The sequence below is a fragment of the Buttiauxella sp. BIGb0552 genome, assembly GCF_004366275.1.
Classification (GTDB): domain Bacteria; phylum Pseudomonadota; class Gammaproteobacteria; order Enterobacterales; family Enterobacteriaceae; genus Buttiauxella; species Buttiauxella gaviniae.
On the sequence record NZ_SODY01000002.1, the window covers coordinates 245,843 to 271,613 of the forward strand.

Annotated in this window: 21 protein-coding genes; 11 read left to right on the forward strand and 10 right to left on the reverse strand. The window is 50.1% G+C overall.

Annotated features, from left to right (window positions below):
• Nucleotides 1-4: 4 nt before the first annotated feature.
• Nucleotides 5-1,084, forward strand: coding sequence for a porin OmpA (gene ompA / locus EDF88_RS05985; protein ID WP_134183548.1), 1,080 nt, complete (start codon nucleotides 5-7; stop codon nucleotides 1,082-1,084).
• 105 nt (nucleotides 1,085-1,189) lie between these two features.
• Here ompA and matP read toward each other — a convergent pair whose 3' ends face one another.
• On the reverse strand, nucleotides 1,190-1,642 hold the full coding sequence (matP, locus tag EDF88_RS05990) for a macrodomain Ter protein MatP (protein WP_064517602.1): 453 nt from the start codon (nucleotides 1,640-1,642) through the stop codon (nucleotides 1,190-1,192).
• 175 nt (nucleotides 1,643-1,817) lie between these two features.
• On the opposite strand from matP, the gene EDF88_RS05995 reads away from it, so the two are divergent.
• The gene (locus tag EDF88_RS05995) at nucleotides 1,818-3,572 is read left to right on the forward strand and encodes a Lon protease family protein (protein WP_134183550.1); all 1,755 of its coding nucleotides are present in this window, start codon (nucleotides 1,818-1,820) and stop codon (nucleotides 3,570-3,572) included.
• A gap of 68 nt (nucleotides 3,573-3,640) precedes the next feature.
• Nucleotides 3,641-4,159: a bifunctional 3-hydroxydecanoyl-ACP dehydratase/trans-2-decenoyl-ACP isomerase gene (fabA, locus tag EDF88_RS06000; RefSeq protein ID WP_034456318.1), complete on the forward strand. Its 519-nt coding sequence runs from the start codon at nucleotides 3,641-3,643 to the stop codon at nucleotides 4,157-4,159.
• Between the two features lie 182 nt (nucleotides 4,160-4,341).
• Here fabA and rmf read toward each other — a convergent pair whose 3' ends face one another.
• From rmf to rlmKL, 6 genes are all read right to left on the reverse strand, one after another.
• Nucleotides 4,342-4,509 carry a ribosome modulation factor gene (gene rmf, locus EDF88_RS06005; RefSeq protein ID WP_034456319.1) on the reverse strand — a complete coding sequence of 56 codons (168 nt, stop codon included), beginning with the start codon at nucleotides 4,507-4,509 and terminating at the stop codon, nucleotides 4,342-4,344.
• A 258-nt stretch (nucleotides 4,510-4,767) separates the two neighbouring features.
• Nucleotides 4,768-5,334: a membrane integrity-associated transporter subunit PqiC gene (pqiC, locus tag EDF88_RS06015; protein ID WP_064517598.1), complete on the reverse strand. Its 567-nt coding sequence runs from the start codon at nucleotides 5,332-5,334 to the stop codon at nucleotides 4,768-4,770.
• On the reverse strand, nucleotides 5,331-6,971 hold the full coding sequence (gene pqiB / locus EDF88_RS06020; protein WP_064517596.1) for an intermembrane transport protein PqiB: 1,641 nt from the start codon (nucleotides 6,969-6,971) through the stop codon (nucleotides 5,331-5,333). The genes pqiC and pqiB overlap by 4 nt, the downstream gene beginning before the upstream one ends.
• A complete protein-coding gene (gene pqiA, locus EDF88_RS06025) occupies nucleotides 6,961-8,229 on the reverse strand; it encodes a membrane integrity-associated transporter subunit PqiA (RefSeq protein WP_064517594.1) in 1,269 nt (422 codons plus the stop codon). The genes pqiB and pqiA overlap by 11 nt, the downstream gene beginning before the upstream one ends.
• A 16-nt stretch (nucleotides 8,230-8,245) precedes the next feature.
• A complete protein-coding gene (locus EDF88_RS06030) occupies nucleotides 8,246-10,153 on the reverse strand; it encodes an ABC transporter ATP-binding protein (RefSeq protein ID WP_064517592.1) in 1,908 nt (635 codons plus the stop codon).
• A gap of 5 nt (nucleotides 10,154-10,158) precedes the next feature.
• Nucleotides 10,159-12,276 (reverse strand): bifunctional 23S rRNA (guanine(2069)-N(7))-methyltransferase RlmK/23S rRNA (guanine(2445)-N(2))-methyltransferase RlmL, encoded by a 2,118-nt coding sequence (gene rlmKL, locus EDF88_RS06035; RefSeq protein WP_134183552.1) that lies wholly within the window; start codon nucleotides 12,274-12,276, stop codon nucleotides 10,159-10,161.
• Nucleotides 12,277-12,400: 124 nt separating this feature from the next.
• Here rlmKL and EDF88_RS06040 point away from each other — a divergent pair, with 124 nt between their 5' ends.
• On the forward strand, nucleotides 12,401-13,513 hold the full coding sequence (locus tag EDF88_RS06040) for a YcbX family protein (protein WP_134183554.1): 1,113 nt from the start codon (nucleotides 12,401-12,403) through the stop codon (nucleotides 13,511-13,513).
• Here EDF88_RS06040 and zapC read toward each other — a convergent pair.
• Both zapC and pyrD read right to left on the reverse strand, forming a co-directional pair.
• Complete coding sequence (gene zapC / locus EDF88_RS06045; protein WP_064517585.1) at nucleotides 13,510-14,052, reverse strand: cell division protein ZapC; 543 nt, start codon at nucleotides 14,050-14,052, stop codon at nucleotides 13,510-13,512. The genes EDF88_RS06040 and zapC overlap by 4 nt on opposite strands.
• Before the next feature lie 173 nt (nucleotides 14,053-14,225).
• The gene (pyrD, locus tag EDF88_RS06050; protein WP_134183556.1) at nucleotides 14,226-15,236 is read right to left on the reverse strand and encodes a quinone-dependent dihydroorotate dehydrogenase; all 1,011 of its coding nucleotides are present in this window, start codon (nucleotides 15,234-15,236) and stop codon (nucleotides 14,226-14,228) included.
• Between the two features lie 248 nt (nucleotides 15,237-15,484).
• On the opposite strand from pyrD, the gene ssuE reads away from it, so the two are divergent.
• The 5 genes from ssuE (at nucleotide 15,485) to ssuB (ending at nucleotide 19,867) form a co-directional block, all read left to right on the forward strand.
• Entirely contained in the window at nucleotides 15,485-16,060 is a 576-nt protein-coding gene (gene ssuE / locus EDF88_RS06055; RefSeq protein ID WP_064517580.1) for an NADPH-dependent FMN reductase, read from the forward strand.
• On the forward strand, nucleotides 16,053-17,003 hold the full coding sequence (locus EDF88_RS06060; RefSeq protein WP_064517577.1) for a sulfonate ABC transporter substrate-binding protein: 951 nt from the start codon (nucleotides 16,053-16,055) through the stop codon (nucleotides 17,001-17,003). The genes ssuE and EDF88_RS06060 overlap by 8 nt, the downstream gene beginning before the upstream one ends.
• Nucleotides 17,004-17,149: 146 nt before the next feature.
• Complete coding sequence (ssuD, locus tag EDF88_RS06065) at nucleotides 17,150-18,295, forward strand: FMNH2-dependent alkanesulfonate monooxygenase (RefSeq protein ID WP_064517574.1); 1,146 nt, start codon at nucleotides 17,150-17,152, stop codon at nucleotides 18,293-18,295.
• A gap of 10 nt (nucleotides 18,296-18,305) precedes the next feature.
• Nucleotides 18,306-19,097: an aliphatic sulfonate ABC transporter permease SsuC gene (ssuC, locus tag EDF88_RS06070; protein ID WP_064517571.1), complete on the forward strand. Its 792-nt coding sequence runs from the start codon at nucleotides 18,306-18,308 to the stop codon at nucleotides 19,095-19,097.
• Nucleotides 19,094-19,867: an aliphatic sulfonates ABC transporter ATP-binding protein gene (gene ssuB / locus EDF88_RS06075; RefSeq protein ID WP_064517568.1), complete on the forward strand. Its 774-nt coding sequence runs from the start codon at nucleotides 19,094-19,096 to the stop codon at nucleotides 19,865-19,867. Before ssuC ends, ssuB begins: the two co-directional genes overlap by 4 nt.
• A 92-nt stretch (nucleotides 19,868-19,959) precedes the next feature.
• Here the strand turns inward: ssuB and pepN are convergent, their stop codons facing one another.
• Nucleotides 19,960-22,572: an aminopeptidase N gene (gene pepN / locus EDF88_RS06080; protein WP_064517564.1), complete on the reverse strand. Its 2,613-nt coding sequence runs from the start codon at nucleotides 22,570-22,572 to the stop codon at nucleotides 19,960-19,962.
• 268 nt (nucleotides 22,573-22,840) lie between these two features.
• Between pepN and pncB the strand changes: the two genes are divergently transcribed.
• Nucleotides 22,841-24,043, forward strand: a complete 1,203-nt coding sequence (gene pncB, locus EDF88_RS06090; RefSeq protein WP_064517690.1) for a nicotinate phosphoribosyltransferase — start codon at nucleotides 22,841-22,843, stop codon at nucleotides 24,041-24,043.
• Nucleotides 24,044-24,218: 175 nt separating this feature from the next.
• The gene (gene asnS / locus EDF88_RS06095; RefSeq protein WP_064517561.1) at nucleotides 24,219-25,619 is read left to right on the forward strand and encodes an asparagine--tRNA ligase; all 1,401 of its coding nucleotides are present in this window, start codon (nucleotides 24,219-24,221) and stop codon (nucleotides 25,617-25,619) included.
• Nucleotides 25,620-25,771: the final 152 nt, after the last annotated feature.

A 25,771-nucleotide genomic window follows, 5' to 3' on the forward strand; every position in this document is an offset into this window, starting at 1 on the left:
AAAAATGAAAAAGACAGCTATCGCGATTGCAGTGGCACTGGCTGGCTTCGCTACCGTAGCGCAGGCCGCACCGAAAGATAACACCTGGTATGCAGGTGGTAAGTTGGGTTGGTCCCAATTCCACGACACCGGTTTCTCTAACCAGAACGGCTATGATAACGGCATCGGTAATGGCCCAACTCATGACAGCCAACTGGGTGCTGGTGCGTTCGGTGGTTACCAGGTTAACCCGTACGTTGGTTTTGAAATGGGTTATGACTGGTTAGGTCGTATGCCATATAAAGGCAGCGTAGAAAACGGTGCTTTCAAAGCGCAAGGCGTTCAATTGACCGCTAAACTGGGCTACCCAATCACTGACGATCTGGACATCTACACTCGTCTGGGTGGTATGGTATGGCGTGCAGATTCTACAGCTATGAATGCTGCTGGTAACCGTGTAAGCGATCACGACACTGGCGTATCTCCATTGGCTGCTGGTGGTATCGAGTGGGCAGTTACCCGCGATATCGCTACCCGTCTGGAATACCAGTGGACTAACAACATTGGTGACGCTGCTACCGTTGGTACTCGTCCAGACAACGGCTTGTTGAGCCTGGGTGTTTCTTACCGTTTCGGTCAGGGCGAAGTTGCAGCTCCAGTAGTAGCTCCAGCTCCAGCACCAGCTCCAGAAGTACAGACCAAGCACTTCACTCTGAAGTCTGATGTTCTGTTCAACTTCAACAAAGCAACTCTGAAACCAGAAGGTCAGCAGGCACTGGATCAGCTGTATACTCAGCTGAGCAACCTCGACCCGAAAGATGGTTCTGTTGTAGTTCTGGGCTTCACCGACCGTATCGGTTCTGACCAGTACAACCAGAAACTGTCTGACAAACGTGCACAGTCTGTTGTTGATTACCTGATCTCTAAAGGTATCCCAGCTAACAAGATCTCCCCACGCGGTATGGGCGAATCTAACCCAGTTACTGGCAACACCTGTGATAACGTAGCTCCTAAAGCTAAACTGATTGATTGCCTGGCTCCAGATCGTCGCGTAGAGATCGAAGTTAAAGGTATCAAAGACGTTGTAACTCAGCCTGCGGCATAAGTTACCGTTATAAAAAAACCCCGCTTAGGCGGGGTTTTTTGTTTTTATTCTTTGGTGAATGCACAGAACCGAAAAGCAGAGCTCAGGGTCAATACAACCGCCCCTCTACTCTTTGCCTAGCAAAGCCTGGAGATCCTGTTTGAGCGATGACATCTGATTGGCGTATTGCTCTTTACGCTCAGCATCTTCAATCAATTGCACAATAGTTTCTGAGAGGGTACACCCTCGTCGATGAGCAAGCCCTGCTAACCGCTGCCAAACCAAATATTCAAGGTCGATGGACTTCTTACGGGTATGTTGATGCTCGGCATTAAAGTGCCTTTTACGCCGCGCGCGGATAGTTTGCTTCATACGATTATGAAGCTCTGGATTCATATGTTTCTCAATCCAGCTCAACACATGCACAGGTTCATTTTCGAAGCGTAACAGTTCATCAACGGCTTCTTTCGCCGCACTAGCTTCGATGTAACGTGTAATTAATTCGCCTTCGCGGTGTTTTTTGACCAGATACTTCCACTTCCAGCCGCTCTCGAGATTTTCCAACTGTTGATATTTCATTGCGATCTCAGTGTGACCGTGTAACTCATTTCAGAATAACAGTTTTTTTTATTTTCGCTTACCTGAAAAATGAAAGCTGTGAGCTAAGTAAACTTGCCGCTCCGCATAAACCGTGTGCTACCTTCCCTATTCTTGTATAATCGCGCCTTTGACATCTAATTAATAAATAGCGACTTTGACGACTAATCGACTTGAATGGCGTGCTCTTGTACCTGATACCGAAAGCTATCAGGAAATTTTCGCACAGCCTTATGATTCCGAAACTGCCCCTTTCTCCGCTGTGCAACCCCGTCTGTCGTACGGACTGGTGCAGCTCAGCCAACCGGTAGCCTCGGCCGATCTGATGCTGGTAAAAGCCGCTGAAGAAGCCGAATACCTTAATCTTATTACCGAAGCAGCACGTGAGTGCTGGTCGCAAGACAACGCTCTGACGGGCGGCCACTACCTAGTAGAAGGCAGTCAGGCAACGTTACGGCCGGCCGAGTCCGCAGAAGACAATTTTGCAGGACTGTCTGATGTTGTCGCTGCCGACTGGATTGAAGCGGACCAGCTGTTTGGCTGCGTGCGTCAGTTTGCAGGTGAAATTACTCTGACTCCGGGCCTGGTTCACCGTGCCAACGGTGGCATTCTGGTGCTATCGTTGCGTAGCGTATTAGCACAACCGCTGTTGTGGCTGCGCCTGAAGCAAATGGTCATTCAGGGTCGCTTCGACTGGATTTCACCCGACGAAACGCGTCCTCTTCCAATCAATATTCCTTCGTTACCATTGAGCCTGAAACTGGTTCTGGTTGGCGAGCGCGAATCGCTGGCAGACTTCCAGGATATGGAACCTGAGCTGGCTACTTCGGCGATTTATAGCGAATTTGAAGAAAACCTGCAGATTGCTTCTGCTGACGATATGGCGTTGTGGTGCCAGTGGATTTACGCAGTCGCCAAATCAAAATCTCTGCCTGCCCCTGCAACTGATGCATGGCCAGCGTTAATCCGTGAAGCCGTGCGTTATACCGGCGACCAGGAAACGCTGCCACTGTGTCCATCATGGATAAGCCGTCAGTTGCGCGAAGTCGCAGCCTTCACTGAAGAAGACAGCTTCGGTGCTGAAGAACTGACGCAAATGCTGGCACAGCGTGAATGGCGTGAAGGTTATCTTGCTGAACGCATGCAGGATGAAATTCTGCTTGAGCAAATCCTCATCGAAACCGAAGGGGAAATGGTTGGCCAGATCAACGCCTTGTCGGTGATTGAGTTCCCAGGGCATCCACGTGCATTTGGTGAACCTTCCCGTATCAGCTGTGTGGTGCATGTCGGTGATGGTGAATTTACTGACGTTGAACGCAAAGCTGAGTTAGGCGGCAATATTCATGCGAAAGGCATGATGATCATGCAGGCATTTTTGATGTCTGAACTGCAGCTTGACCAACAAATCCCCTTCTCTGCATCTCTGACTTTTGAACAGTCTTATAGTGAGGTGGATGGCGACAGCGCCTCAATGGCCGAACTGTGTGCATTAATCAGTGCGCTGGCGAATGTACCGATTTATCAGCACATCGCAGTGACGGGTTCAGTCGACCAGTTTGGTCGTGTACAACCGGTTGGCGGCCTGAATGAGAAGATTGAAGGTTTCTTCCGTATTTGCCAGCAACGCGAGTTTACCGGCAAGCAAGGGGTGATTATTCCTGTTTCCAATGTGCGTCACCTTTGCCTGCACCAGGACGTTCTGGATGCTGTAGAACAAGGGCAATTCACCATTTGGGCCATCGATGATGTCACTGATGCACTACCCTTATTAACAAATCTGCCATGGGATGGCGAAGGGCAAAATACACTCATGCGCGCGGTACAAGAGCGAATCGCTCAGGCATCCGCGCAAGATATTCGGCACCGCTATCCATGGCCACTGCGTTGGCTCAATTGGTTCAATCAAAACTGATCGGACTTGTTGAGCGTACACGTGTTAGCTAACATGCGTGCTTCATTACAATAAGGCTTACTGTAAACATGGTAGATAAACGCGAATCCTATACAAAAGAAGATCTTCTTGCCTCTGGTCGTGGCGAACTGTTTGGTGCTGAAGGCCCACGTTTGCCTGCGCCATCCATGCTGATGATGGACCGCGTCGTCAAGATGACCGAAGACGGCGGTAACTTCGATAAAGGTTACGTTGAAGCAGAATTAGATATTAATCCTGACCTGTGGTTCTTCGGTTGCCACTTTATCGGCGATCCAGTAATGCCTGGTTGCCTGGGTCTGGATGCGATGTGGCAGCTGGTAGGTTTTTACCTCGGCTGGTTAGGCGGTGAAGGTAAAGGCCGTGCACTGGGCGTGGGTGAAGTTAAACTCGCGGGCCAGATCTTGCCTACAGCGAAGAAAGTCACCTACCGTATTCACTTCAAACGCGTTATCAATCGCCGCCTGATTATGGGCCTGGCTGATGGTGAAGTGCTGGTTGATGGCCGTGTGATCTACACCGCGACCGATCTGAAAGTCGGTCTGTTCAAAGACACTACCGCTTTCTAGTCCTCTATACCCGTTAGCATTCAAGTTGCAGATAGGCGGCCAGGGAGTTTATCCCGATGAGCTTACTTAGGTAAGTGATTCGGGTAAGTGAGTGCAGCCAACACCCCTGCGGCTTGAAAGATGACGGGTATAAACGCGAAACCTCCGCTATGCGGAGGTTTCTTCTTCTAAAGAGACAGTGATTACGCGGTAACCGCCCTGTCTTCCATGGCTTCTCGCCAGCCTCCCATCCAGTACGACCTTTGATTCAGTGTCTGATAGGGACACATCTCTTTGGAGCGTCCGACGATACCTGCTTGATAACCACGTTGATGAGCCCGTTCCAGGCGATCTCGTTTTTGTCTCTTCATGCCTCGTTTCCCTCATTTCTATATAATCTGGTGGAAAGAAAACAGTGGCCACAAAACGTGCAACCACATATAAGCAATAACTCCTAAAGGCTCTATCGTCAATGCGCAAAATTCACGCCAATGTCATAAATGTGAGCTACAAGAGTTTTGTTTTGTACAAAAAGTGTGAGAACGCATGGCTAACAAATTAATGCCAAAAGAAAAGCTGCGTTCCGCTTTGTAGGCGAATGACGCAGCTTTTTTGTGCTACTGAGATGATTAGTTAAAGCGAGTCAGCTCACCAGCGATACTTTTCGCTTCTTGCTGCCAGGCCTGAGCTAAGGTTTTCACCATGGCATCATAACCATCAGCTTCTTGCTTCAACTCAACATGGAACGGACGTTTAATCAATTGCCCCTGATGTTTGAGCAACCACTCGCCACTTACAATTACTTTCCCGTCATAACGTCCGTGAAAACCGGTCACGTTAACATTCAGAGTATCCTGATCGTTGCCAAGTGGTTGTGATGCCACCACCCAACCAGGTAACGCGCTACTCAGATTGCTGACAAGAGTATTTCGCAATTGCTGATCCAACGGACTTGCCCACAAATTGCTGGAGGCAATGACGTACTGCACCTCACTGGTCTGATAAACCACGCCATTGCCGGCGAGGTAATCAGGAACTGCAACCTGCTCTACCCACAATAAATGAGTTCCAGGCTGGCTCACAGCCTGCATGGCAGGTGCGGAGCTCTGAGGTAGCTGGTAATAGGTCTTTCCATTATCGCTGCTGCTACAGGCCGTTAGAGCCAATGCAGCAAAGAGTGGGAGCCATTTTTTCATTCTTTCGCCCTCTTCGGCTGGGGATCTTTTTTATCCTTCGCTTCAAAGACCAGCGAATTGCTCTTATCGTTCAACGTGCGCAGTACAGGTTGCAATTCACGCAGAACCTGGTCAAGACGCTGCATATCGGCCACCATCTTGTTGTAGGCCGCAGAACCCGGCTGGAAGCCCTGCATACTGCGATTAAGTTCACGCAGTGTTGACTGCATATCTTCAGGCAAAGATTGCATAGACTTATTCGCGGTAATCTTATTCAGATTATCGAGCGTCTGCTGCAAGCGCTTCATGGTTCGCTGACTTTCCGCAAGCGAATTGGTGGTTTGTTCAATCATCGGATTGAGCGGCAAGTTGTTAATCTTATCCAGTGTCTCCAACAAGCGTTGTTGGATTTGCGCCAGTCCACCACTCATCGTTGGGATTATCGGGTAACCCGCAAATGTCGGTAATTCGGTTACCGGCGGCGCTTTAGGATTGAAATCCAGGTCGATAAACAGTGCCCCGGTAACAATGCTTCCCGTTTTCATAGACGCTCGTAAACCACGTTTAATCAGGGCTGTCATGTTGTCCTGAATGTGAACATCATCACCGACCAGATTTTGCAAACGCTCAGGTTCAAGACGGATCAGAACCGGAATACGGAAATCATCATTGATCTTCTGGCGCATCCCATCGGTAAAGAATGGCACCTTAGCCACGGTTCCCAATCGAATACCGCGGAACTCAACTGGTGCTCCTGGCTGCAGGCCACGCACTGAATCTTTAAAGAACATCAGGTAGTCAATATGATCGGTATACAGAGAATCCTGAATACTTTTTTGATCGTCGAAGAGGTTGAACTCGCTACCCGGTTTCGCAGGTTTACCAAGCTCCCAGCCTTCTGGTACGTCAAAGCTTACACCGCCGCTAAACAGCGTTGTAAGAGACCCCATCTCTACGCGCATACCTTGCGAAGACATATCAACGGCAATACCGCTGTCTTTCCAAAAGCGTACGTTACTGGTCACCAGGCGATCGTTCGGCGCACTGATGAATAGCTGATAACTGATGCTACGTTTCGCCGCATCAAAGGTACTCGTTTCTACTGAACCAACTCTGTAGCCACGGAACAGCACCGGGTCACCTGGAGAAAGCTGCCCTGCTTTATTACTGTCGAGGGTAACGCGAATACCTTTAGCATCAGGTGGTGCCAATGGAGGAGCATCCAGCAAATCATATTTAGCAGATTGCGACCCCTTATTGCCCGGTTGCAGTTCGATATATGCACCGGAGAGCAGAGTACCAAGCCCGGAAATACCTTCACGCCCGACTTGCGGCTTAACGACCCAAAACACCGAGTCATTATGCAGAAGTTTTTCCATGCCCGAATTCAGCCGGGCTGTAATTTCGACATGAAGCAAATCGTCTGACAGCACCGCGCTTTCCACCACGCCCACATTAACACTACGGCTTTTAATCATGGTTTTCCCACCTTCGATGCCTTCGGCATTAGTGGTAATCAGCGCGACTTCGGGCCCTTGATGGCTGTAGTGATAAAATAAGATCCACGCGCCGATTAGCACGGTTACGATAGGGAAAATCCATACCGGGGACCAATTTTTCACCTTTGCTACTTTTGCTTCCCCGCTTTTATTTTCCATGCTCAGACGACTCCTCATGAGTTGAATCCGGTGCGCGATCCCAGGACAAGCGAGGGTCAAAGGTCATCGCTGCAAACATTGTCAAAATCACTACTAATGCAAACATCACGGCTCCGATCGCCGGGTAGATACTCATCAATCCTCCCATACGCACCAGGGCCGATAATACTGCTATAACGAACACATCGATCATTGACCAACGCCCGACAAATTCGACCACCTCGTAGATCAAATGCATTCTTTCACTGTCACGCCGACCGTGGCCTTTAGCATCCCAGCACAACCAGGCAATCGCTAACATTTTCAGTGTCGGAACCAAAATACTGGCGATGAAAATAACTCCAGCCACTGGATAAGAGCCTTCGCTCCACAACAAAATAACCCCGGCAATAATCGTCGACGGGATTTTGCTGCCCAGTACTTCAGTTATCATGATGGGCAATATATTTGCGGGTAGGTAAAGCATAATTGAAGTCAGCAGCAGAGCGAGTGTCCATTGCAAGCTATGACGGCGACGAACATACCCTTTGGTTTCGCAGCGCGGACAAATTTCCTGATCCTCTGGCACGATTGCTGTGCAGCATGAACAAGAACGCAACCCCTGACGAAGGCCTGATACACCGACTTTAAGCGGCACCGAAATCGCCGGCTCAGGCGCAATATCATCCCACAGCCAACGCCGGTCCACACACTGGAAAGCCCGGAGTTGCAACACACAGAACAGGCACCACGGAATAAAACTGCTCCCGACACCAATATCGCCATAAGCCATTAATTTGACGAAACTCACCAAGACGCCAGCAAGAAAAATTTCGGCCATACCCCAGGACTTTAGCTGGAATAGGATTCGTGCCAGGCGCTTTTTAAGAGTTAGTGGTAATGCCACCTGGTTAACTAATAACAAAATCGTGATTAAACAGAACGTAGGCACCGCCTGCACAAAGACCATAAAGAAAGTGCCGAGGCTCGCGTAGTCTTCATTGAACATGACGCCTGGAATTTCAAGCAGCGAAACTTCACTGCTGAGTCCTGCTACTTTCATGTTGATGAAGGGAAATAGGTTGGCAAGTAGCAACATAAACAGAGCTGCCAGCGCATAAGCTGTAGGACGTTGACGTGGTGAGGACCACTGAGTAAGAAGTGTTGTACCACAACGTGGACAGACGGCCTTATGGCCGTCCTCCAATACTGGTAGCGCGACCAGTAAGTCACATTGTGAGCATAATATGTGTGAACGATGATGATGCGTGGCACACATATCGTGTCTCCTTGTGTTACGCGCCGTTTTTCAGAGCTTCGAGATATTCCCAGCGTTCAAAAGCCTCTTCCAGTGCTTTTTCTGCCGTGGTCAGGTCGCTCAATGTTTTTTGTGTGACATCGTGTGGCTGGTTAAAAAAATCACCATCCCCGACCTTAGCCTGGATAGCTTCCAGTTCCGCCTCAAGTTGTTCAAGACGTTGTGGTAATTGCTCTAATTCACGTTGCAGGTTATAGCTTAGCTTGCTACTTGCACGTTTAACAACTTCCGCCTTTGCAGGCTGGTTGTTTTGCGCCTTATCTGCCACAGAGTGGCGTAAAGTTTGCGCAGATGCCTGTTGGCCTTTGGCGTCATGATAACCACCGACGTAACGACCAATCTTGCCTTCGCCTTCAAAAATCCAGCATTCGGTAACAGTGTTGTCCACAAATTGACGATCGTGGCTCACCAACATAACCGTGCCCTGGTAACCATCAATCAACTCTTCAAGTAATTCGAGCGTTTCGACATCCAGGTCATTCGTCGGTTCATCGAGAATCATCAAGTTGCTAGGTTTTAGGAATAACTTCGCCAGTAAAAGACGGTTACGCTCACCACCAGACAACGCACGAACCGGAGTCATGGCGCGTTTCGGGTGGAAAAGGAAGTCCTGCAAGTAACCCAGTACATGGCGTGGCTTGCCGTTCACCATCACTTCTTGCTTACCTTCCGCCAGGTTGTCCATTACCGTACGATCAGGATCAAGCTCCGCGCGGTGTTGGTCAAAGTACGCCACTTCAAGCTTGGTACCGCAATGCACGCGCCCGCTGTCCGCTTTCAACTGATCTAACATCAGTTTCAACAATGTGGTTTTGCCACAGCCGTTTGGCCCCACCAACGCGATTTTGTCGCTGCGCTGTACCTGGGCTGAGAAATCCGACACCAGGTTTTTGTTAGCGATCTGGTAAAACACGTTTTCCATTTCAAAGACTATCTTGCCGGAACGCGCCGCTTCACCAACTTGCATTTTGGCGCTGCCCAACACTTCACGACGAGCACTACGTTCGTTACGCATCGCTTTCAAGGCACGCACACGGCCTTCGTTACGCGTACGGCGTGCTTTAATGCCCTGACGGATCCACACTTCTTCCTGCGCAAGTTTGCGATCAAACTCGGCGTTTTGCAGATCCTCAACACGCAGTGCTTCTTCTTTTGCCAATAGATACTGATCGTAATCGCCAGGGTAAGAAACCAGTTTGCCGCGATCAAGATCGACGATACGCGTCGCCATATTGCGAATAAATGAACGGTCGTGCGAGATGAAAATAATGCTGCCCTGGAACTCTTTCAGGAAACCTTCCAGCCAGTCGATAGCTTCGATATCCAGGTGGTTAGTTGGCTCATCAAGCAACAGAACGCGTGGAGAACTCACCAGCGCACGGCCCAGTGCCGCTTTACGCAACCAGCCGCCAGAAAGTGCCGACAGTTCAGTGTCAGCTTCCAGACCTAATTGTTCGAGCACTTCATTAATGCGGCTCTCCAGTTGCCAGAGATTCTGGTGATCAAGAATCTCCTGGATACGCGCCATTTCATTGAGGTTTTTATCGCTCGGGTCGGTCATCACTTTGTGGGAGATATCGTGATAGGCCTTGAGGTACTCGGCCTGCTCTTCCACGCCTTCTGCAACGAAGTCGTAAACCGTGCCCGCGACATTACGCGGAGGATCTTGTTGCAAACGCGCGACAATCAAATCCTGTTCGTAAACCATGCGCCCATCATCAAGCGGCACTTCACGGTTGAGGATTTTCATCAGTGTGGATTTACCTGCACCGTTACGGCCAACCAGACAGACGCGTTCGTTTTCTTCGATATGGAGTTCGGTGTTATCTAACAACGGTGCGTCGCTAAACGACAACCAGGCACCGTGCATACTAATCAATGACATGACAATTAATCCTTGGCTACGTGAGTAACGAGCCAGCAGTTATGAATTTGGCGATTACGGGCAAAATCTGGTGACAAGGTTTTCTGCGTGATTTCCTGAGCACTCAGGCCCAGATTAGCCAGCCCGTCAAAGTCCATTTTGAAGCCACGTTTATTGTTGGAGAACATAATGGTGCCGCCCTGGCGCAACAGACGCTTAAGGTCTTTCATCAACACGATATGGTCGCGCTGGACATCAAAAGATTCTTCCATACGTTTTGAGTTTGAGAACGTCGGTGGATCGATAAAAATCAGATCAAACTGTTCATCGGTTTCACGCAACCAGCCCAGGCAATCAGCCTGAACCAGGCGGTGTGCACGGCCACTCAAGCCGTTAAGACGCAAGTTACGCTCAGCCCACTCCAGGTAAGTACGAGACATATCGACGGTGGTCGTCGTTTTAGCACCACCTAAACCTGCGTGAACTGTCGCACTGCCGGTATAAGCAAACAGGTTAAGGAAATCTTTCCCTTTGCTCATTTTGCCCAGCATTTGGCGCGCAATACGGTGGTCGAGGAACAAACCGGTATCAAGATAGTCAGTCAGGTTGACCCATAGACGAGCGTTATATTCGCTCACTTCCATGAAGTCGCCTTTCTCATCCATTTTCTGATACTGACTTTTCCCTTTCTGGCGTTCACGGGTTTTCAGGATCAGTCGGTTGGATGGCAATTCCAGTACAGACATTGTTGCAGCGATCACGTCAAACAGACGCTGACGTGCTTTATTGGCATCAACCGTTTTAGGCGGCGCGTATTCCTGAACCACAACCCACTCGCCGTAGCGGTCAACAGCAACGTTATAGTCTGGCAAATCGGCATCGTAAATTCGGTAGCATTCGATGCCTTCCTGACGCGCCCATTTATCGAGTTTTTTGATATTTTTGCGCAGGCGGTTCGCGTAATCATCAGCGATCTGGCCTGATTGCGCACCCGTGCTGGTGGCAGATAATTGATAGTTTTTCTGAACACAATCCAGCGGGCCGTTCTTCGCTTTAAACTGGCGTTCGGCACGCAGTTGCAGGCAGCTAAGCAAATCCGGAGATGCGCTAAACAGTGACAAATTCCAGCCGCCAAAATGGTTTTTCATATTGCGGCCAAGCAGGCTGTGCAATGCAATCAGCGCAGGTTCGCTATCCAGACGCTCGCCGTATGGCGGGTTACTGACAACCGTACCAACCGGGCCTTCCGGCAGCGGATTGGTTAATTTAGCCACGTCTTTGACTTCGTAACTGATGATATCGCCCAGACCCGCACGACGGGTATTGGCACGAGCGCGTTCGATAACGCGTGAATCGTTATCCGAACCATAGAAACGCGAAGTATATTCGCCAAGGCCTTTGCGAGCGCGAACCTGTGCTTCGGTGGTGATCTCTTTCCACAGATCGAAATCATGGTTCGCCCAACCAAGGAAGCCCCAATGTTTGCGATGTAAACCAGGCGCACGATCGGTGGCGATCATCGCAGCTTCAATCAACAGCGTGCCGGAACCGCACATTGGATCGAGCAGCGGAGTACCCGGCTGCCAGCCTGAACGCATAACAATAGCTGATGCCAGCGTTTCTTTAATAGGAGCAGCACCAGTGCTATCGCGGTAACCGCGCTGATGTAGACCTTCGCCGCTTAAATCCAGCGCGATGCTGGCGGTATCTTTGTTCAGCCAAACGTTAATGCGCAGATCTGGTTGTTCACGTTCAACGTTCGGACGCGGCAAGTTTTTACGGGTGAAGGAGTCAACAATCGCATCCTTCACTTTTAACGCGCCATACTGACTGTTACGGATAACGTCATTCAGACCACTGAAATGCACTGCAAATGTGGCATCCGAGCCAAACAATGCAGGCCAGTCGATGGTCTGTACACCCAGATATAAATCCAGGTCGCTATAAACACTGCATTCATTTAATGGCAGCAAAATGCGGGACGCAAGACGGCTCCACATCAAGCTTTGATAGAGCAGACGTGAGTCCCCCTGGTAATGTACGCCGCCCTGAACCACCTGGCATGCTTGCGCACCAAGGCCCTCCAGTTCAGTTTTTAATAGCTCTTCAAGCCCACGCGCCGTACTGGCAAACAGAGAATTCATATCGTCACTTAATCAGGTATAAAAAGAAAATTGTGGCGCATTATAGCCAATCCGCCACGCATGTCATAAAGTTGGCCTCTTATATTCTCTTTTTCTTCATTTATGCAAGGAGCGCGTGCGTATCATGATCACCCTATCTCAGCTTTATATTCACCCGGTGAAATCGATGCGCGGCCTTGCGCTCTCCCATGCTCAGGCAACTACCAGCGGTTTAGCTTTTGACCGCATCTTTATGGTGACAGAACCTGACGGCACTTTTATTACCGCACGCCAGTTCCCGCAGATGGTGCTATTTACTCCGGCCATTATTCACGATGGTCTATTTTTGAGCGCGCCAGACGGCAGTTCCGCCACAATACGCTTTAGCGATTTCCGGCCTGAGGCCGCGCCAACGGAAGTCTGGGGAAACCATTTCACCGCGCAAATTGCTCCCGATGATATCAACCAATGGCTGAGCGGTTTTTTCTCACGCCCGGTACAACTGCGCTGGCTGGGTGAAAATTTAACGCGCCGCGTTAAACGTCATGAAGAGGTACCACTCTCTTTTGCCGACGGTTTCCCATTCTTGCTGGCAAATGAAGCATCGCTGCGCGATTTGCAAAATCGCTGCCCGGCGAGTGTAAAAATGACACAATTTCGCCCGAATATTGTAGTCACCGGCGCACAAGCCTGGGACGAAGATAGCTGGCAAGTAGTACGGATTGGCGGCGTAACATTTGATGTCGCCAAACCTTGTAGCCGCTGTATTTTCACCACCGTCAGCCCGGAGCGTGGCCGAAAACACCCGAGCGGTGAACCTCTCGCGACATTACAAAAATTCCGGACCGCACTGGATAATGGTGATGTCGATTTCGGCCAAAATCTGATTGCCCGCAATAGCGGTGTGATTCGTGTGGGTGATGAACTCGAAGTACTGGCGACAAAACCTGCGAAAGTTTATGGCGCAGGAGTGACCGAAGAAACTCTTGAGCCTTTAGAGCAGCAAGAAAGCATGGTGGCGATTGACTGGCAGGGCCAACAATTTCGCGGTAACAACCAACAAATTTTACTAGAACAACTCGAACAACAAGGAATTCGCGTGCCCTATTCTTGTCGGGCCGGGATTTGCGGCAGCTGCCGGATAAAGTTAGTCAGTGGGGAAGTCAAAGCGTTGAAGAAAAATGCTATCAATGATGATGGCACAATCCTTTGCTGTAGTTGTATTCCTGCAGGAGATGTAGAGTTAGCGGGAAACTAAACTGCCTGATCAAGGTTAAGGGCGAGACTTGTTGGTTGCGGCCTTAATCTGTCATTCATCACTTTAATCGCATCACCGAGCTGCATGGTACGGCCAGCAAGTTGCAAGCCTGGCTGCGCTAATAAACAAAGTGCAGCGTTATCACCTGTTTCTACCACCAGCAGATTCACCTGCTGCATATCGTCACTTAACCACACACAGGCTGCATCGCCAGGTATTGGCTGCCAGCATTCCCCATGAGAGAGAAAGTGCCAGCTTTTTGGCATCTGCGGCTTGAGATAACGAATCGCTACGAGTGCATTTAATACCAGTTCAGCGCGCTGCTCTTTGCTTAATATGAGATCACGACATTTTTCTTCGAAAGAGAAAAATAGAGCTGCATCATCAACACAAAACCCAGTATTTTCAAAGGCATCGGGAGTAAGCATTTTACGAGGGAAACGGGAACGGAAAAGCATGCCATTGGCTAAATCGAGCATCATACGATCATGCTCCTCATCATAATACCAACGCCAATTATCGTCCGGTTTAATCCGCATAATTATTTGCCCTTATCCCCATATACCTGCGATTAGAAATATCCTTATCACCGCTTCGTAAATGAACACATTAATAAAAGACCAATATGTTCAAATTAGCAACAATGACGGAATATAAAACAACCGGGACTCAAAATAAAGCCCCGGTTGTCCGAAAGTAAAACATTCAGAGATTACAAACCTGAAATAATTTCTTTAATCAGAGGTGGGCCTTTAAATATGAACCCGGAATATATTTGTACTAAAGAGGCACCCGCTGCCATCTTCTCGCGTGCAGCAATCAATGAATCAATACCGCCAACGCCAATAATCGGCAAGTGACCATTTAATTCTTGCGACAAGCGGCGAATAATTTCTGTGCTTTTTAACTGAACCGGACGGCCACTTAAGCCACCCATTTCATCGCAATATTTCATGCCCTGAACCAGGCTGCGATCCAATGTCGTATTGGTCGCAATTACCCCATCAATATTATGGCGTACCAAACTATCAGCTACCTGGATCAACTCCTCTTCAGAAAGATCCGGCGCGATCTTCACCGCCACAGGTACATATTTATGATGCAATTCCTGAAGCGCTTGCTGCTTATTTTTGATTGCAGATAACAGATCATCCAGCGCATCGCCGTATTGCAGCGTGCGTAATCCAGGGGTATTTGGTGATGAAATATTAATCGCTATATAACCCGCGTACGGATAAATTTTATCCATGCAGATCAAATAGTCATCTTTGCCTTGTTCAACTGGAGTGTCTTTATTCTTACCAATATTGATGCCAAGAACCCCATCAAAATGGGATTTTTTGACATTCTCAACCAAGTTATCAACACCGTGGTTATTGAAACCCATACGGTTAATTAATCCTTCAGCCTCTACAAGACGAAAGATTCTTGGCTTGTCATTTCCAGGCTGTGGGCGAGGCGTTACAGTGCCAATTTCAATGGAGCCAAAGCCCATTGCACCCAACGCATCTATGCACTCACCATTTTTGTCCAGACCTGCAGCCAGGCCTAATGGGTTCTTAAAGGTCAATCCCATACAAGTGACAGGTTTCGACGGCACATTTTGCCGCACCAGCCATTCGAGAGGTGTACCTGATACACGACGCAATTGCTGGAATGTCACTTCATGAGCGCGCTCTGGATCGAGCTTGAATAGGGCTTTACGAACGAAGGGGTAGTACATGAACTCTCCTGGATTCCCGGTATGCAAACCGGGGCCGTATTATCGTCGATAACGTCATTGAATGGAATTGACCTGTGACAAAAAAGGCTGAATCAGCGCAATCGTTTCCCTTACGCCCTGTTGTTATGCGTTTTTTAGCAATTCTTTTCCAGATAAATCATTTAGTGGAATAAGAGTTCTGCGCGAATATCACAGTCAATTGTTATCAATGTTATCTAAAAGCAAACAATTAGTTATAAGGAAACGATATGCGTGTGATTACCCTTGCTGGAAGCCCGCGCTTCCCATCCCGTTCTAGTGCACTGCTGGAATATGCCCGCGAAAAACTGAGCGCTCTGGATATCGAGGTGTGTCACTGGCATCTACAGAATTTCGCGCCTGAAGATTTGCTGTACGCACGTTTCGATAGTCCGGCTCTTTTAGCGCTCATTGAGCAATTGCAGCAAGCCGATGGCGTGATCATCGCAACACCTGTTTATAAAGCTTCATTTTCTGGCGCTCTGAAAACGCTGCTCGACCTGCTGCCTGAACGTGCACTGGATAAGAAAGTCGTTCTGCCTTTAGCCACTGGTGGCACGGTGGCGCACATGCTGGCAGTAGATTACGCATTAAAGCCTGTCCTTAATGCGCTAAAAGCTCAGGAAATCCTGCATGGCGTGTTTGCTGATGACAGCCAGATTGCGGATTACCAGCACAAACCGGTGTTCAGCAACAACTTACAACAACGCCTCGATAACTCGCTGGAAACCTTCTGGCAGGCTCTGCACCGCCGGGATTTCATTGTCTCCTCCCCTTTTAAGACGCAAGGAGTTGCTCATGTTTAACTTTCTGAAACGAACCGCTCCGTGGCTTGCACTCGCAGGAACATTAAGCCTGAGCGCTACACTTCATGCGGCTGATACTGGGCCTGAGCAGCTACGCATTGGTTATCAAAAAGGCTCGGTCAGCATGGTGCTGGCGAAAAGCCACCAGCTGCTGGAAAAAGAGTATCCAAACACAAAATTCCAGTGGATTGAATTCCCGGCGGGCCCGCAAATGCTCGAAGCGCTGAACATCGGCAGCATCGATCTCGGCAGCACCGGCGATATTCCGCCAATCTTCGCGCAGGCTGCGGGCGCAGATCTGGTGTATGTCGGGTCTGAGCCGGCAAAACCAAAAGCCGAAGTGATTCTGGTGCCGGAAAACAGCCCAATAAAAACCGTGGCGGACCTTAAAGGGCACAAAATTGCTTTCCAGAAAGGTTCCAGCTCCCACAACCTGGTGCTACGAGCGCTGCAAAAAGCTGGGCTGAAATTTACCGATGTCCAGCCTGCTTATTTAACGCCAGCGGATGCGCGTGCCGCATTCCAGCAGGGCAACGTTGATGCCTGGGCAATTTGGGACCCCTACTATTCTGCAGTCTTGTTAAACGGTGGCGTGCGCGTGTTAACCGACGGCAGCGAGCTGAATCAGACGGGTTCTTTCTATCTTGCTTCACGCCCTTATGCCGAACAAAACGGTCCGTTCCTGCAACACGTTCTGAAAACATTTAGCGACGCCGATGCGTTAACCCGTAGCCAACGCGATGCAAGCGTTGCGCTGCTGGCAAAAACCATGGGGCTGCCGGAAAACGTGATTGCCACCTATTTCGATCACCGCCCCCCAACGGTGATTACACCTGTCAGCGCCGAGACTGCGGCAAAACAGCAGCAAACCGCAGATCTGTTTTATGACAACCATTTAGTGCCTAAGAAAGTCGATATTCGCACCCGCATCTGGCAACCCTAACCACAGAAATACCCGAATAATTCGAGTTGTATCGCGGCGGCAAGAGAACGCATCCCAATGAGCTTACTTAAGTAAGTGATTAGGGTGAGTGAACGCAGCCAACAAAGAGACAACTTGAAGTATGAAGGGGATTAAGGAAATAAATCATGAGTTTAAATATGTTCTGGTTCCTACCTACCCATGGCGATGGCCACTACTTAGGCAGCAATGATGCAGCGCGCCCGGTTGACCACGGGTACCTGCAACAGATTGCGCAGGCTGCGGACAGACTTGGCTTTACCGGCGTACTCATCCCAACAGGCCGCTCTTGTGAAGACGCCTGGCTGGTTGCCGCATCTATGATTCCCGTGACGCAGCGTTTGAAATTTCTGGTCGCGCTGCGTCCAAGCGTGACCTCGCCAACCGTGGCTGCACGCCAGGCCGCAACGCTCGACCGACTTTCCAACGGGCGCGCTTTATTTAACCTGGTTACTGGTAGCGACCCTGAAGAGTTAGCTGCAGACGGCGTGTTCCTCAATCATAAAGAGCGTTACGAAGCCTCCGCAGAATTTACCAATATCTGGCGTCGTTTGCTGGAAGGCGAAACGGTAGATCACGAAGGCAAACATATTCAGGTCAAAGGGGCAAAACTGTTATTCCCGCCTGTGCAACAGCCTCGCCCACCGCTTTACTTTGGCGGATCATCGGATGTAGCGCAGGATCTTGCCGCCGAACAAGTGGATCTCTATCTGACCTGGGGCGAGCCACCGCATTTGGTGAAAGAGAAAATTGAGCAAGTCCGTGCGAAAGCCGCAGCTCATGGCCGCACGGTACGTTTCGGCATTCGCTTGCATGTGATTGTGCGTGAAACCAACGAAGAAGCGTGGGATGCCGCTAATCGCCTGATTTCTCAGCTGGATGATGAAACTATCGCCAAAGCGCAGGCAGCATTTGCGCGTACCGATTCCGTCGGCCAGCACCGCATGGCGGCGTTGCACGGCGGCAAACGCGACAACCTGGAGATTAGCCCGAATCTATGGGCAGGCGTTGGCCTGGTGCGTGGCGGTGCGGGTACTGCATTGGTAGGTGATGGCCCAACCGTTGCGGAGCGCATCAACGAATACGCAGCGCTTGGTATCGACAGCTTTATTCTATCGGGATACCCGCATCTCGAAGAGGCTTATCGTGTTGGGGAGTTGCTGTTCCCGCATCTGGATGTCGCGATTCCACAAATTCCACAACCGCGCCTGGTTCATGAAAGGGGCGAAGTGGTAGCCAATGACTTTATTCCGCGCAAAGTGGCGCAAAGCTAAGGAGCAGCCAATGACCCCTTCAACGCATAAACTGTTACTGAGGCTGGCACCGTGGTTTTTGCCGGTTGCGGTTATCGCAATCTGGCAACTATCTTCGAGCGCAGGCTGGCTTTCGTCGCGCATCCTCCCTTCTCCGGAAGGGGTGGTAATTGCATTCTGGAACCTCTCAGCCAGCGGTGAATTATGGCAGCACCTGGCTATCAGCTCATGGCGTGCGGTGATTGGTTTTAGCATTGGCGGTTCTCTGGGGTTAGTGCTCGGGTTGATAAGCGGCCTGTCTCGCTGGGGAGAGCGCCTGCTGGACAGTTCGATTCAGATGCTGCGTAACGTTCCGCACCTGGCACTGATTCCGCTGGTGATTTTGTGGTTCGGCATTGATGAATCAGCGAAAATTTTCCTGGTAGCACTCGGCACGCTGTTCCCGATTTACATCAATACCTGGCACGGCATCCGTAATATCGACCAGGGTTTGTTGGAGATGGCCCGCAGCTATGGGTTGTCAGGCTTTAGCCTGTTTGCCCAGGTGATTCTGCCCGGTGCGTTACCTTCGATTATGGTCGGTATTCGTTTTGCGCTCGGCTTAATGTGGCTGACCTTAATCGTGGCCGAGACTATTTCTGCCAACTCAGGAATTGGTTATCTGGCAATGAACGCCCGTGAGTTCTTGCAAACCGACGTCGTCGTCGTCGCTATTATTCTTTACGCCCTGCTCGGCAAACTCGCTGATATCAGCGCGCAATTACTCGAACGTGTCTGGCTACGCTGGCATCCGGCTTATCAGTTGCAGGAGGAGAACGCATGAATACTGCCCGTTTAAACCAGGGGACTCCCCTGCTCCTTAACAGCGTGACCAAACGCTACGGTAATAAAACGATTCTTGATGAGCTGGAGTTACATATTCCTGCCGGGCAATTTGTTGCAGTAGTTGGGCGCAGTGGCGGCGGTAAAAGTACGTTGCTGCGTTTGTTGGCAGGGTTGGAAAATGCCAACGGTGGTTCGCTGATTGCCGGAAACGCACCACTGCGCGAAAGCCAGGATGAAACGCGCTTAATGTTCCAGGATGCGCGACTGTTACCGTGGAAGTCGGTGATTAACAATGTCGGTCTGGGTCTGAAAGGAAACTGGAAAGAATCGGCAATGAAAGCGCTGGAAGCCGTTGGGCTTGCCAATCGCGCTACCGAATGGCCGGCTGCCCTGTCCGGCGGCCAGAAACAACGCGTGGCGCTGGCTCGAGCGCTAATTCATCGCCCACGCCTGTTATTGCTTGATGAACCATTGGGTGCGCTGGATGCCCTGACGCGTATCGAAATGCAGGAGTTGATTGTCTCTTTGTGGCAGGAACATGGCTTTACGGTATTGCTGGTGACGCACGATGTTAGCGAAGCCGTTGCGATGGCAGATCGAGTGTTACTGATTGAAGAAGGAAAGATCGGTTTGGATCTGACGGTTGATTTGCCACGTCCCCGTAAGCTCGGCTCTGTCCGGCTGGCTGAACTGGAAGCTCAGGTGTTAGAGCGAGTGATGAAACGGCAGGTTATAGAAGAACCGGCACGCGTGGTGCGCACCGGTTAAATTATGTCGGATGTCGCTTACGCTAATCCGACCTACTCAAACTTTTGTAGGGTGGATTAGCGGTAAGCGACATCCACCTTATAAAAGTGATATTAAGCTAACGCTTTAGAAATCTTCTCGAACAGATCGCCTGACAAATTCTCCAGCCCTTTCAGCTGTTCCAGCGCCGCACGCATCATTTCCTGACGTTTTGCATCGTAACGCTTCAGTCGAATCAACGGCTCAATCAGGCGTGATGCAACCTGCGGGTTACGGTGGTTAAGCTCGCTGAGCATTTCCACCATAAACTGATAGCCGCTACCATCCAGTGCATGGAACGCAGCCGGGTTGCCCGCAGCAAATGCACCAATCAGAGAACGGACCCGGTTCGGGTTACCCATGCTAAACGAACGGTGGTTCAGTAACTCACGCACTTTGCTTAACGTGTCTACTGCCGGGCTTGTGGCTTGCAACACAAACCATTTATCCATCACCAGACCGTCCTGATGCCATCTCTCATCAAATGCGGCCAGCAGTTCTACACGGCAAGGCAATTGCGCCGCAACCGATGCAGATAAAGCAGCAATAGAGTCCGTCATGTTATCAGCGCTTGCGAACTGGTTACGCACCAGTTGCTCAGCAAGCTGTTTCTCGCCGAAGGCCAGATAACGCAGGCAAGTATTACGCAGCGCGCGTTTGCCGATATCCGCATGTTCTACGCGATAAGCATCAAGTTTGTTGGCGTTATAAACTGCCAGGAACTCATCAGCCAGCTCATTTGCCAGCGTGCGCGTTAAGGCTTCATGCACGGCGGCAATCGCCTGCGGGTCGATTTTCTGGAACAGTTCGGCAATTTCATTCTGTGATGGCAGCGTCAGAATCTCTGCCGCCAGTGCCGGGTCGATTTTCTCATCCAGCAAAATCGCACGGAACGCATCAGCAACATGCAGCGGCAGCGACAACGGCTGGCCCTGTTGGCTACGATTGACGTTCAGCTTGATGTACGTCGCCAGCAGACTTTGCGCAGCATCCCAACGAGAGAAATCGTTACGCGCATGGCGCATCAGGAACGTCAGCTGCTGGTCGCTCCATTTGTATTCCAGTTTCACTGGCGCTGAAAACTCACGCAGCAAAGACGGAACCGGCTGGAAATAGACGTTATCGAAAACAAATGTCTGCTCTGCCTGAGTCACATTCAGCACATGGTGAATCGGGTGACCATTTTTCTGCAACGGAATCACTTTGCCTTCGTTGTCATACAGTTCAATGTCGAACGGAATATGTAACGGGTGCTTTTCCTGCTGCTCAGCAGTTGGCGGCGTAGTCTGGTTGATGGTCAGTGTATACAGCTCGTTTTCCGGGTCGTAATCATCATGCACGGTGACTACTGGCGTACCGGCCTGGCTGTACCAACGGCGGAAGTGCGATAGGTCAACGTTCGACGCATCTTCCATCGCCTGCACGAAATCATCACAGGTTGCTGCGCTGCCATCATGGCGTTCAAAGTACAGCAGCATCCCTTTCTGGAAGTTCTCTTCACCCAGCAAGGTGTGCAGCATACGGATAACTTCTGAACCCTTCTCGTACACCGTCAGTGTGTAGAAGTTGTTCATTTCAATGACTTTGTCCGGGCGAATCGGATGCGCCATCGGGCTTGCGTCTTCAGCAAACTGCGCAGCACGCATGGTGCGCACATTCTGAATGCGGTTTACTGCACGTGAACCAAGGTCAGAACTAAATTCTTGATCGCGGAAAACAGTCAGCCCTTCTTTCAGGCTTAGCTGGAACCAGTCGCGGCAGGTCACGCGGTTGCCGGTCCAGTTATGGAAGTATTCGTGGCCAATAACACGTTCGATATCGAGGTAGTCTTTATCGGTCGCCGTTTCAGCACGTGCCAGCACATATTTGGAGTTAAAGACGTTAAGCCCTTTGTTCTCCATTGCGCCCATATTGAAGAAGTCGACAGCAACAATCATATAGATGTCGAGGTCGTATTCGAGACCGAAACGGGTTTCATCCCATTTCATCGATGCTTTGAGCGAGGTCATCGCCCAGCTTGCACGGTCGAGATTGCCGCGATCGACGAACAACTCCAGCGCGACATCGCGGCCAGAACGCGTTTTAAAGGAATCACGTAATACATCGAAATCACCCGCCACCAGCGCAAACAGGTAGCACGGTTTCGGGAATGGATCTTGCCACTGAACCCAATGGCGGCCGTTATCCAGTTCACCTTCGGCAATGCGGTTGCCGTTAGATAAAAGGAAAGGATATTTGGATTTATCGGCAATGATTTTGGTGGTGAAACGTGCCAGAACGTCTGGTCGGTCGAGATACCAGGTAATGTGGCGGAAACCTTCAGCTTCACACTGAGTGCAAAGCGCATCGCCTGAAAGATAAAGCCCTTCGAGCGCGGTATTAGTTGCCGGGCTGATTTCATTAACGATGGTCAGCGTGAAGGCTTCTGGCAGCGATTCAAGAATCAATGCGCCCTCTTCCTGGCGATAATCGTCCCAGGTAGCACCATTGACATCAATTGAAACCAGCGTCAGATCTTCACCATCAAGACGCAGCGGCGCACCAGCGGCGCCCTGGCGGGTAATCTGGCTAATGGCAGTGACCAGGGTTTTTGTGGCATCAAGGTCAAAGGTCAAATCGATATCGGTAATCGTGTAATCCGGCGCACGGTAGTCGTGGCGGTATTTGGCTTGTGGCTGTTGTGTCATAAAAAACCTTATACATCATCCGTAAGTTTGCGGTGTTCAGTCTATACCCTGTTGCCTGAATGTTGCTATGCAGAATCTTCAACTTTTCTGGGCAATTCACTCGAATTGCTACATATATATAACAAGTGGCACGAATCGCCATCGACCAGATTCCCAGCGTATGTTGTGATCCAGGTTTAATAAACAGATAATCAGGGTATACTCCTGCGTCTTTTATCTGCTTAGCCCTTGATGGAAACGCTCCTGTGAGAGGATGCTGCAACGCGCCATGACACGATACGCTTCCCCGATTTTGCAAACGCTTCTGGATACTGACGCCTATAAGCTTCATATGCAGCAGGCGGTTTTCCACCGTTATCACGACGTGAGCGTCGCGGCCGAGTTCCGTTGCCGCGGTGACGATCTGCTGGGCATTTATGCAGATGACATCCGTGAACAGGTTGATTTAATGCAGCACCTCGCGCTGAGCGACGAGGAATTTACCTTCCTGGAAAGTCTGCCGTTCTTTAAAGCAGATTATCTTGCGTGGCTGCGTACTTTTCGCTACGACCCCTCGACAGTCCATATCCGCAATAACAATGGTCATTTAGACATTCGTCTGACCGGCACTTGGCTGGAAGTGATTATGTGGGAAGTGCCGCTGCTGGCCGTGATCAGTGAGGTGGTGCATCAACACCGTTCACCTGGCGTCACGCCGCAAATGGCGCTAGAGAGTCTGGAAAGTAAGCTGGTTCAATTCAAAGAACTGACAGCGGATATCGACCTTTCCACATTCCGTCTGATGGATTTTGGGACCCGCCGCCGCTTCTCGCGTGAAGTGCAGGAGGCTATCGTCAGCCGTCTGCAACAAGAAGCGTGGTTTGTGGGCACCAGCAATTACGATCTGGCTCACCGCCTGGATTTAACCCCAATGGGTACTCAGGCACATGAGTGGTTCCAGGCACATCAGCAAATAAGCCCGACGCTGGCGAACAGTCAACGTGCAGCACTTCAGGCATGGCTTGACGAGTACCCTGACAAACTCGGTATCGCATTAACGGATTGCATCACTATGGATGCCTTCTTGCGCGACTTTGACCTCTCGTTTGCCAGCCAGTACCAGGGATTGCGCCACGACTCCGGGGATCCGGTCGAATGGGGCGAAAAAGCTATCGCTCATTATCAGAAACTGGGTATCGATCCTAAAACCAAAGTATTGGTGTTCTCTGATAATTTGGATTTGCCAAAAGCTATTGAGTTGTATCGCCACTTCGATGCGCGCATCAATTTAAGTTTTGGTATCGGTACTCGCCTGACCTGCGATATTCCACAGGTGAAGCCGCTGAATATTGTTATCAAGCTGGTGGAGTGTAACGGCAAGCCGGTGGCGAAACTTTCTGACAGCCCGGGCAAAACGATTTGCCATGATAAAGCGTTCGTCCGCGCATTGCGTAAAGCCTTCGATTTGCCACAGGTTAAGAAAGCCAGTTAGTCCTGATAAAACCCATAAACAATATTCAACTTGTTTATGGGTTCCTTTCTTTATTGTATTTCTTCATCTCCTTTGATTTTTCTGCTTGTCTGTAGGCTCGCTACAGGTAACATAGATAACCCCCCGTTTGTGGGTAATTATTTTTTGCCACTGACTATTTAATAGAGAGAAAAATATGAGCGTTGTGCCTGTAGCCGACGTACTCCAGGGCCGTGTAGCCGTTGACCAAGAAGTCACCGTGCGCGGATGGGTGCGTACTCGTAGAGATTCAAAAGCTGGTATCTCCTTCCTTGCCGTCTATGACGGTTCCTGCTTCTCTCCTGTACAGGCCGTCATTAATAATACTCTGCCTAATTACAATGAAGACGTACTGCGCCTGACCACTGGCTGTTCAGTCGTTGTCACAGGTAAAGTTGTAGAGTCTCTCGGTCAGGGTCAGAGCTTTGAAATTCAGGCAACTGAAGTTGAAGTGACCGGTTGGGTTGACGATCCTGATACATACCCGATGGCGGCAAAACGCCACAGTATTGAGTATCTGCGTGAAGTTGCCCATTTGCGTCCGCGTACCAACATGATCGGTGCTGTTGCACGCGTTCGTCATACTCTGGCCCAGGCGCTGCATCGCTTCTTCCATGAGCAAGGATATTTTTGGGTTTCTACACCACTGATTACTGCCTCAGACACCGAAGGCGCAGGCGAGATGTTCCGCGTGTCTACGCTGGATATGGAAAACCTGCCACGCACTGACGCAGGCAAAGTCGATTTCGATAAAGACTTCTTTGGTAAAGAAGCGTTCCTGACCGTATCGGGTCAGTTGAACGGTGAAACCTATGCGTGCGCGTTGTCCAAGGTTTATACCTTCGGCCCAACCTTCCGTGCTGAAAACTCTAACACCAGCCGTCACCTGGCTGAGTTCTGGATGTTAGAACCGGAAGTCGCTTTCGCAAATCTGGACGACGTAGCAGGTCTGGCTGAAGCCATGCTGAAATATGTCTTCAAAGCGGTGCTTGATGAGCGCATGGATGACATGGAGTTCTTCGCAGAGCGCGTTGACAAAGATGCAGTAGAACGTTTACAGCGTTTCATCGATGCTGACTTTGCCCAAGTTGATTACACCGACGCAGTTACAATTCTCGAGAATTGTGGCCAGAAATTCGAAAACCCAGTTTACTGGGGTGTTGACCTTTCTTCCGAGCATGAACGTTACCTTGCTGAACAACACTTCAAAGCGCCAGTAGTTGTGAAAAACTACCCGAAAGATATTAAAGCGTTCTATATGCGCCTTAACGAAGACGGTAAAACCGTTGCCGCAATGGACGTATTAGCTCCGGGCATCGGTGAGATCATCGGTGGCTCTCAGCGTGAAGAGCGTCTGGATGTGCTGGATGCGCGCATGGCTGAGATGGGTCTGAATAAAGAAGACTACTGGTGGTACCGCGATCTGCGTCGTTACGGCACCGTTCCACATTCGGGCTTCGGTCTTGGTTTTGAGCGCCTCATTGCCTATGTAACCGGTGTTCAGAACGTTCGTGACGTGATTCCATTCCCACGTACACCGCGTAACGCAAGCTTCTAAGTAGTCGTTTTTCTAAGGCCAGCATTGCTGGCCTTTTTTCTGCCTGTCGTACAAACGTCTTTTTTCTTCAACGAAAGTTAAACAAACGTCAATTTCAACCCCTTCCTGCAACTTGCCCGTTACCAATTGTGTCCATGAAACAGACAAACACA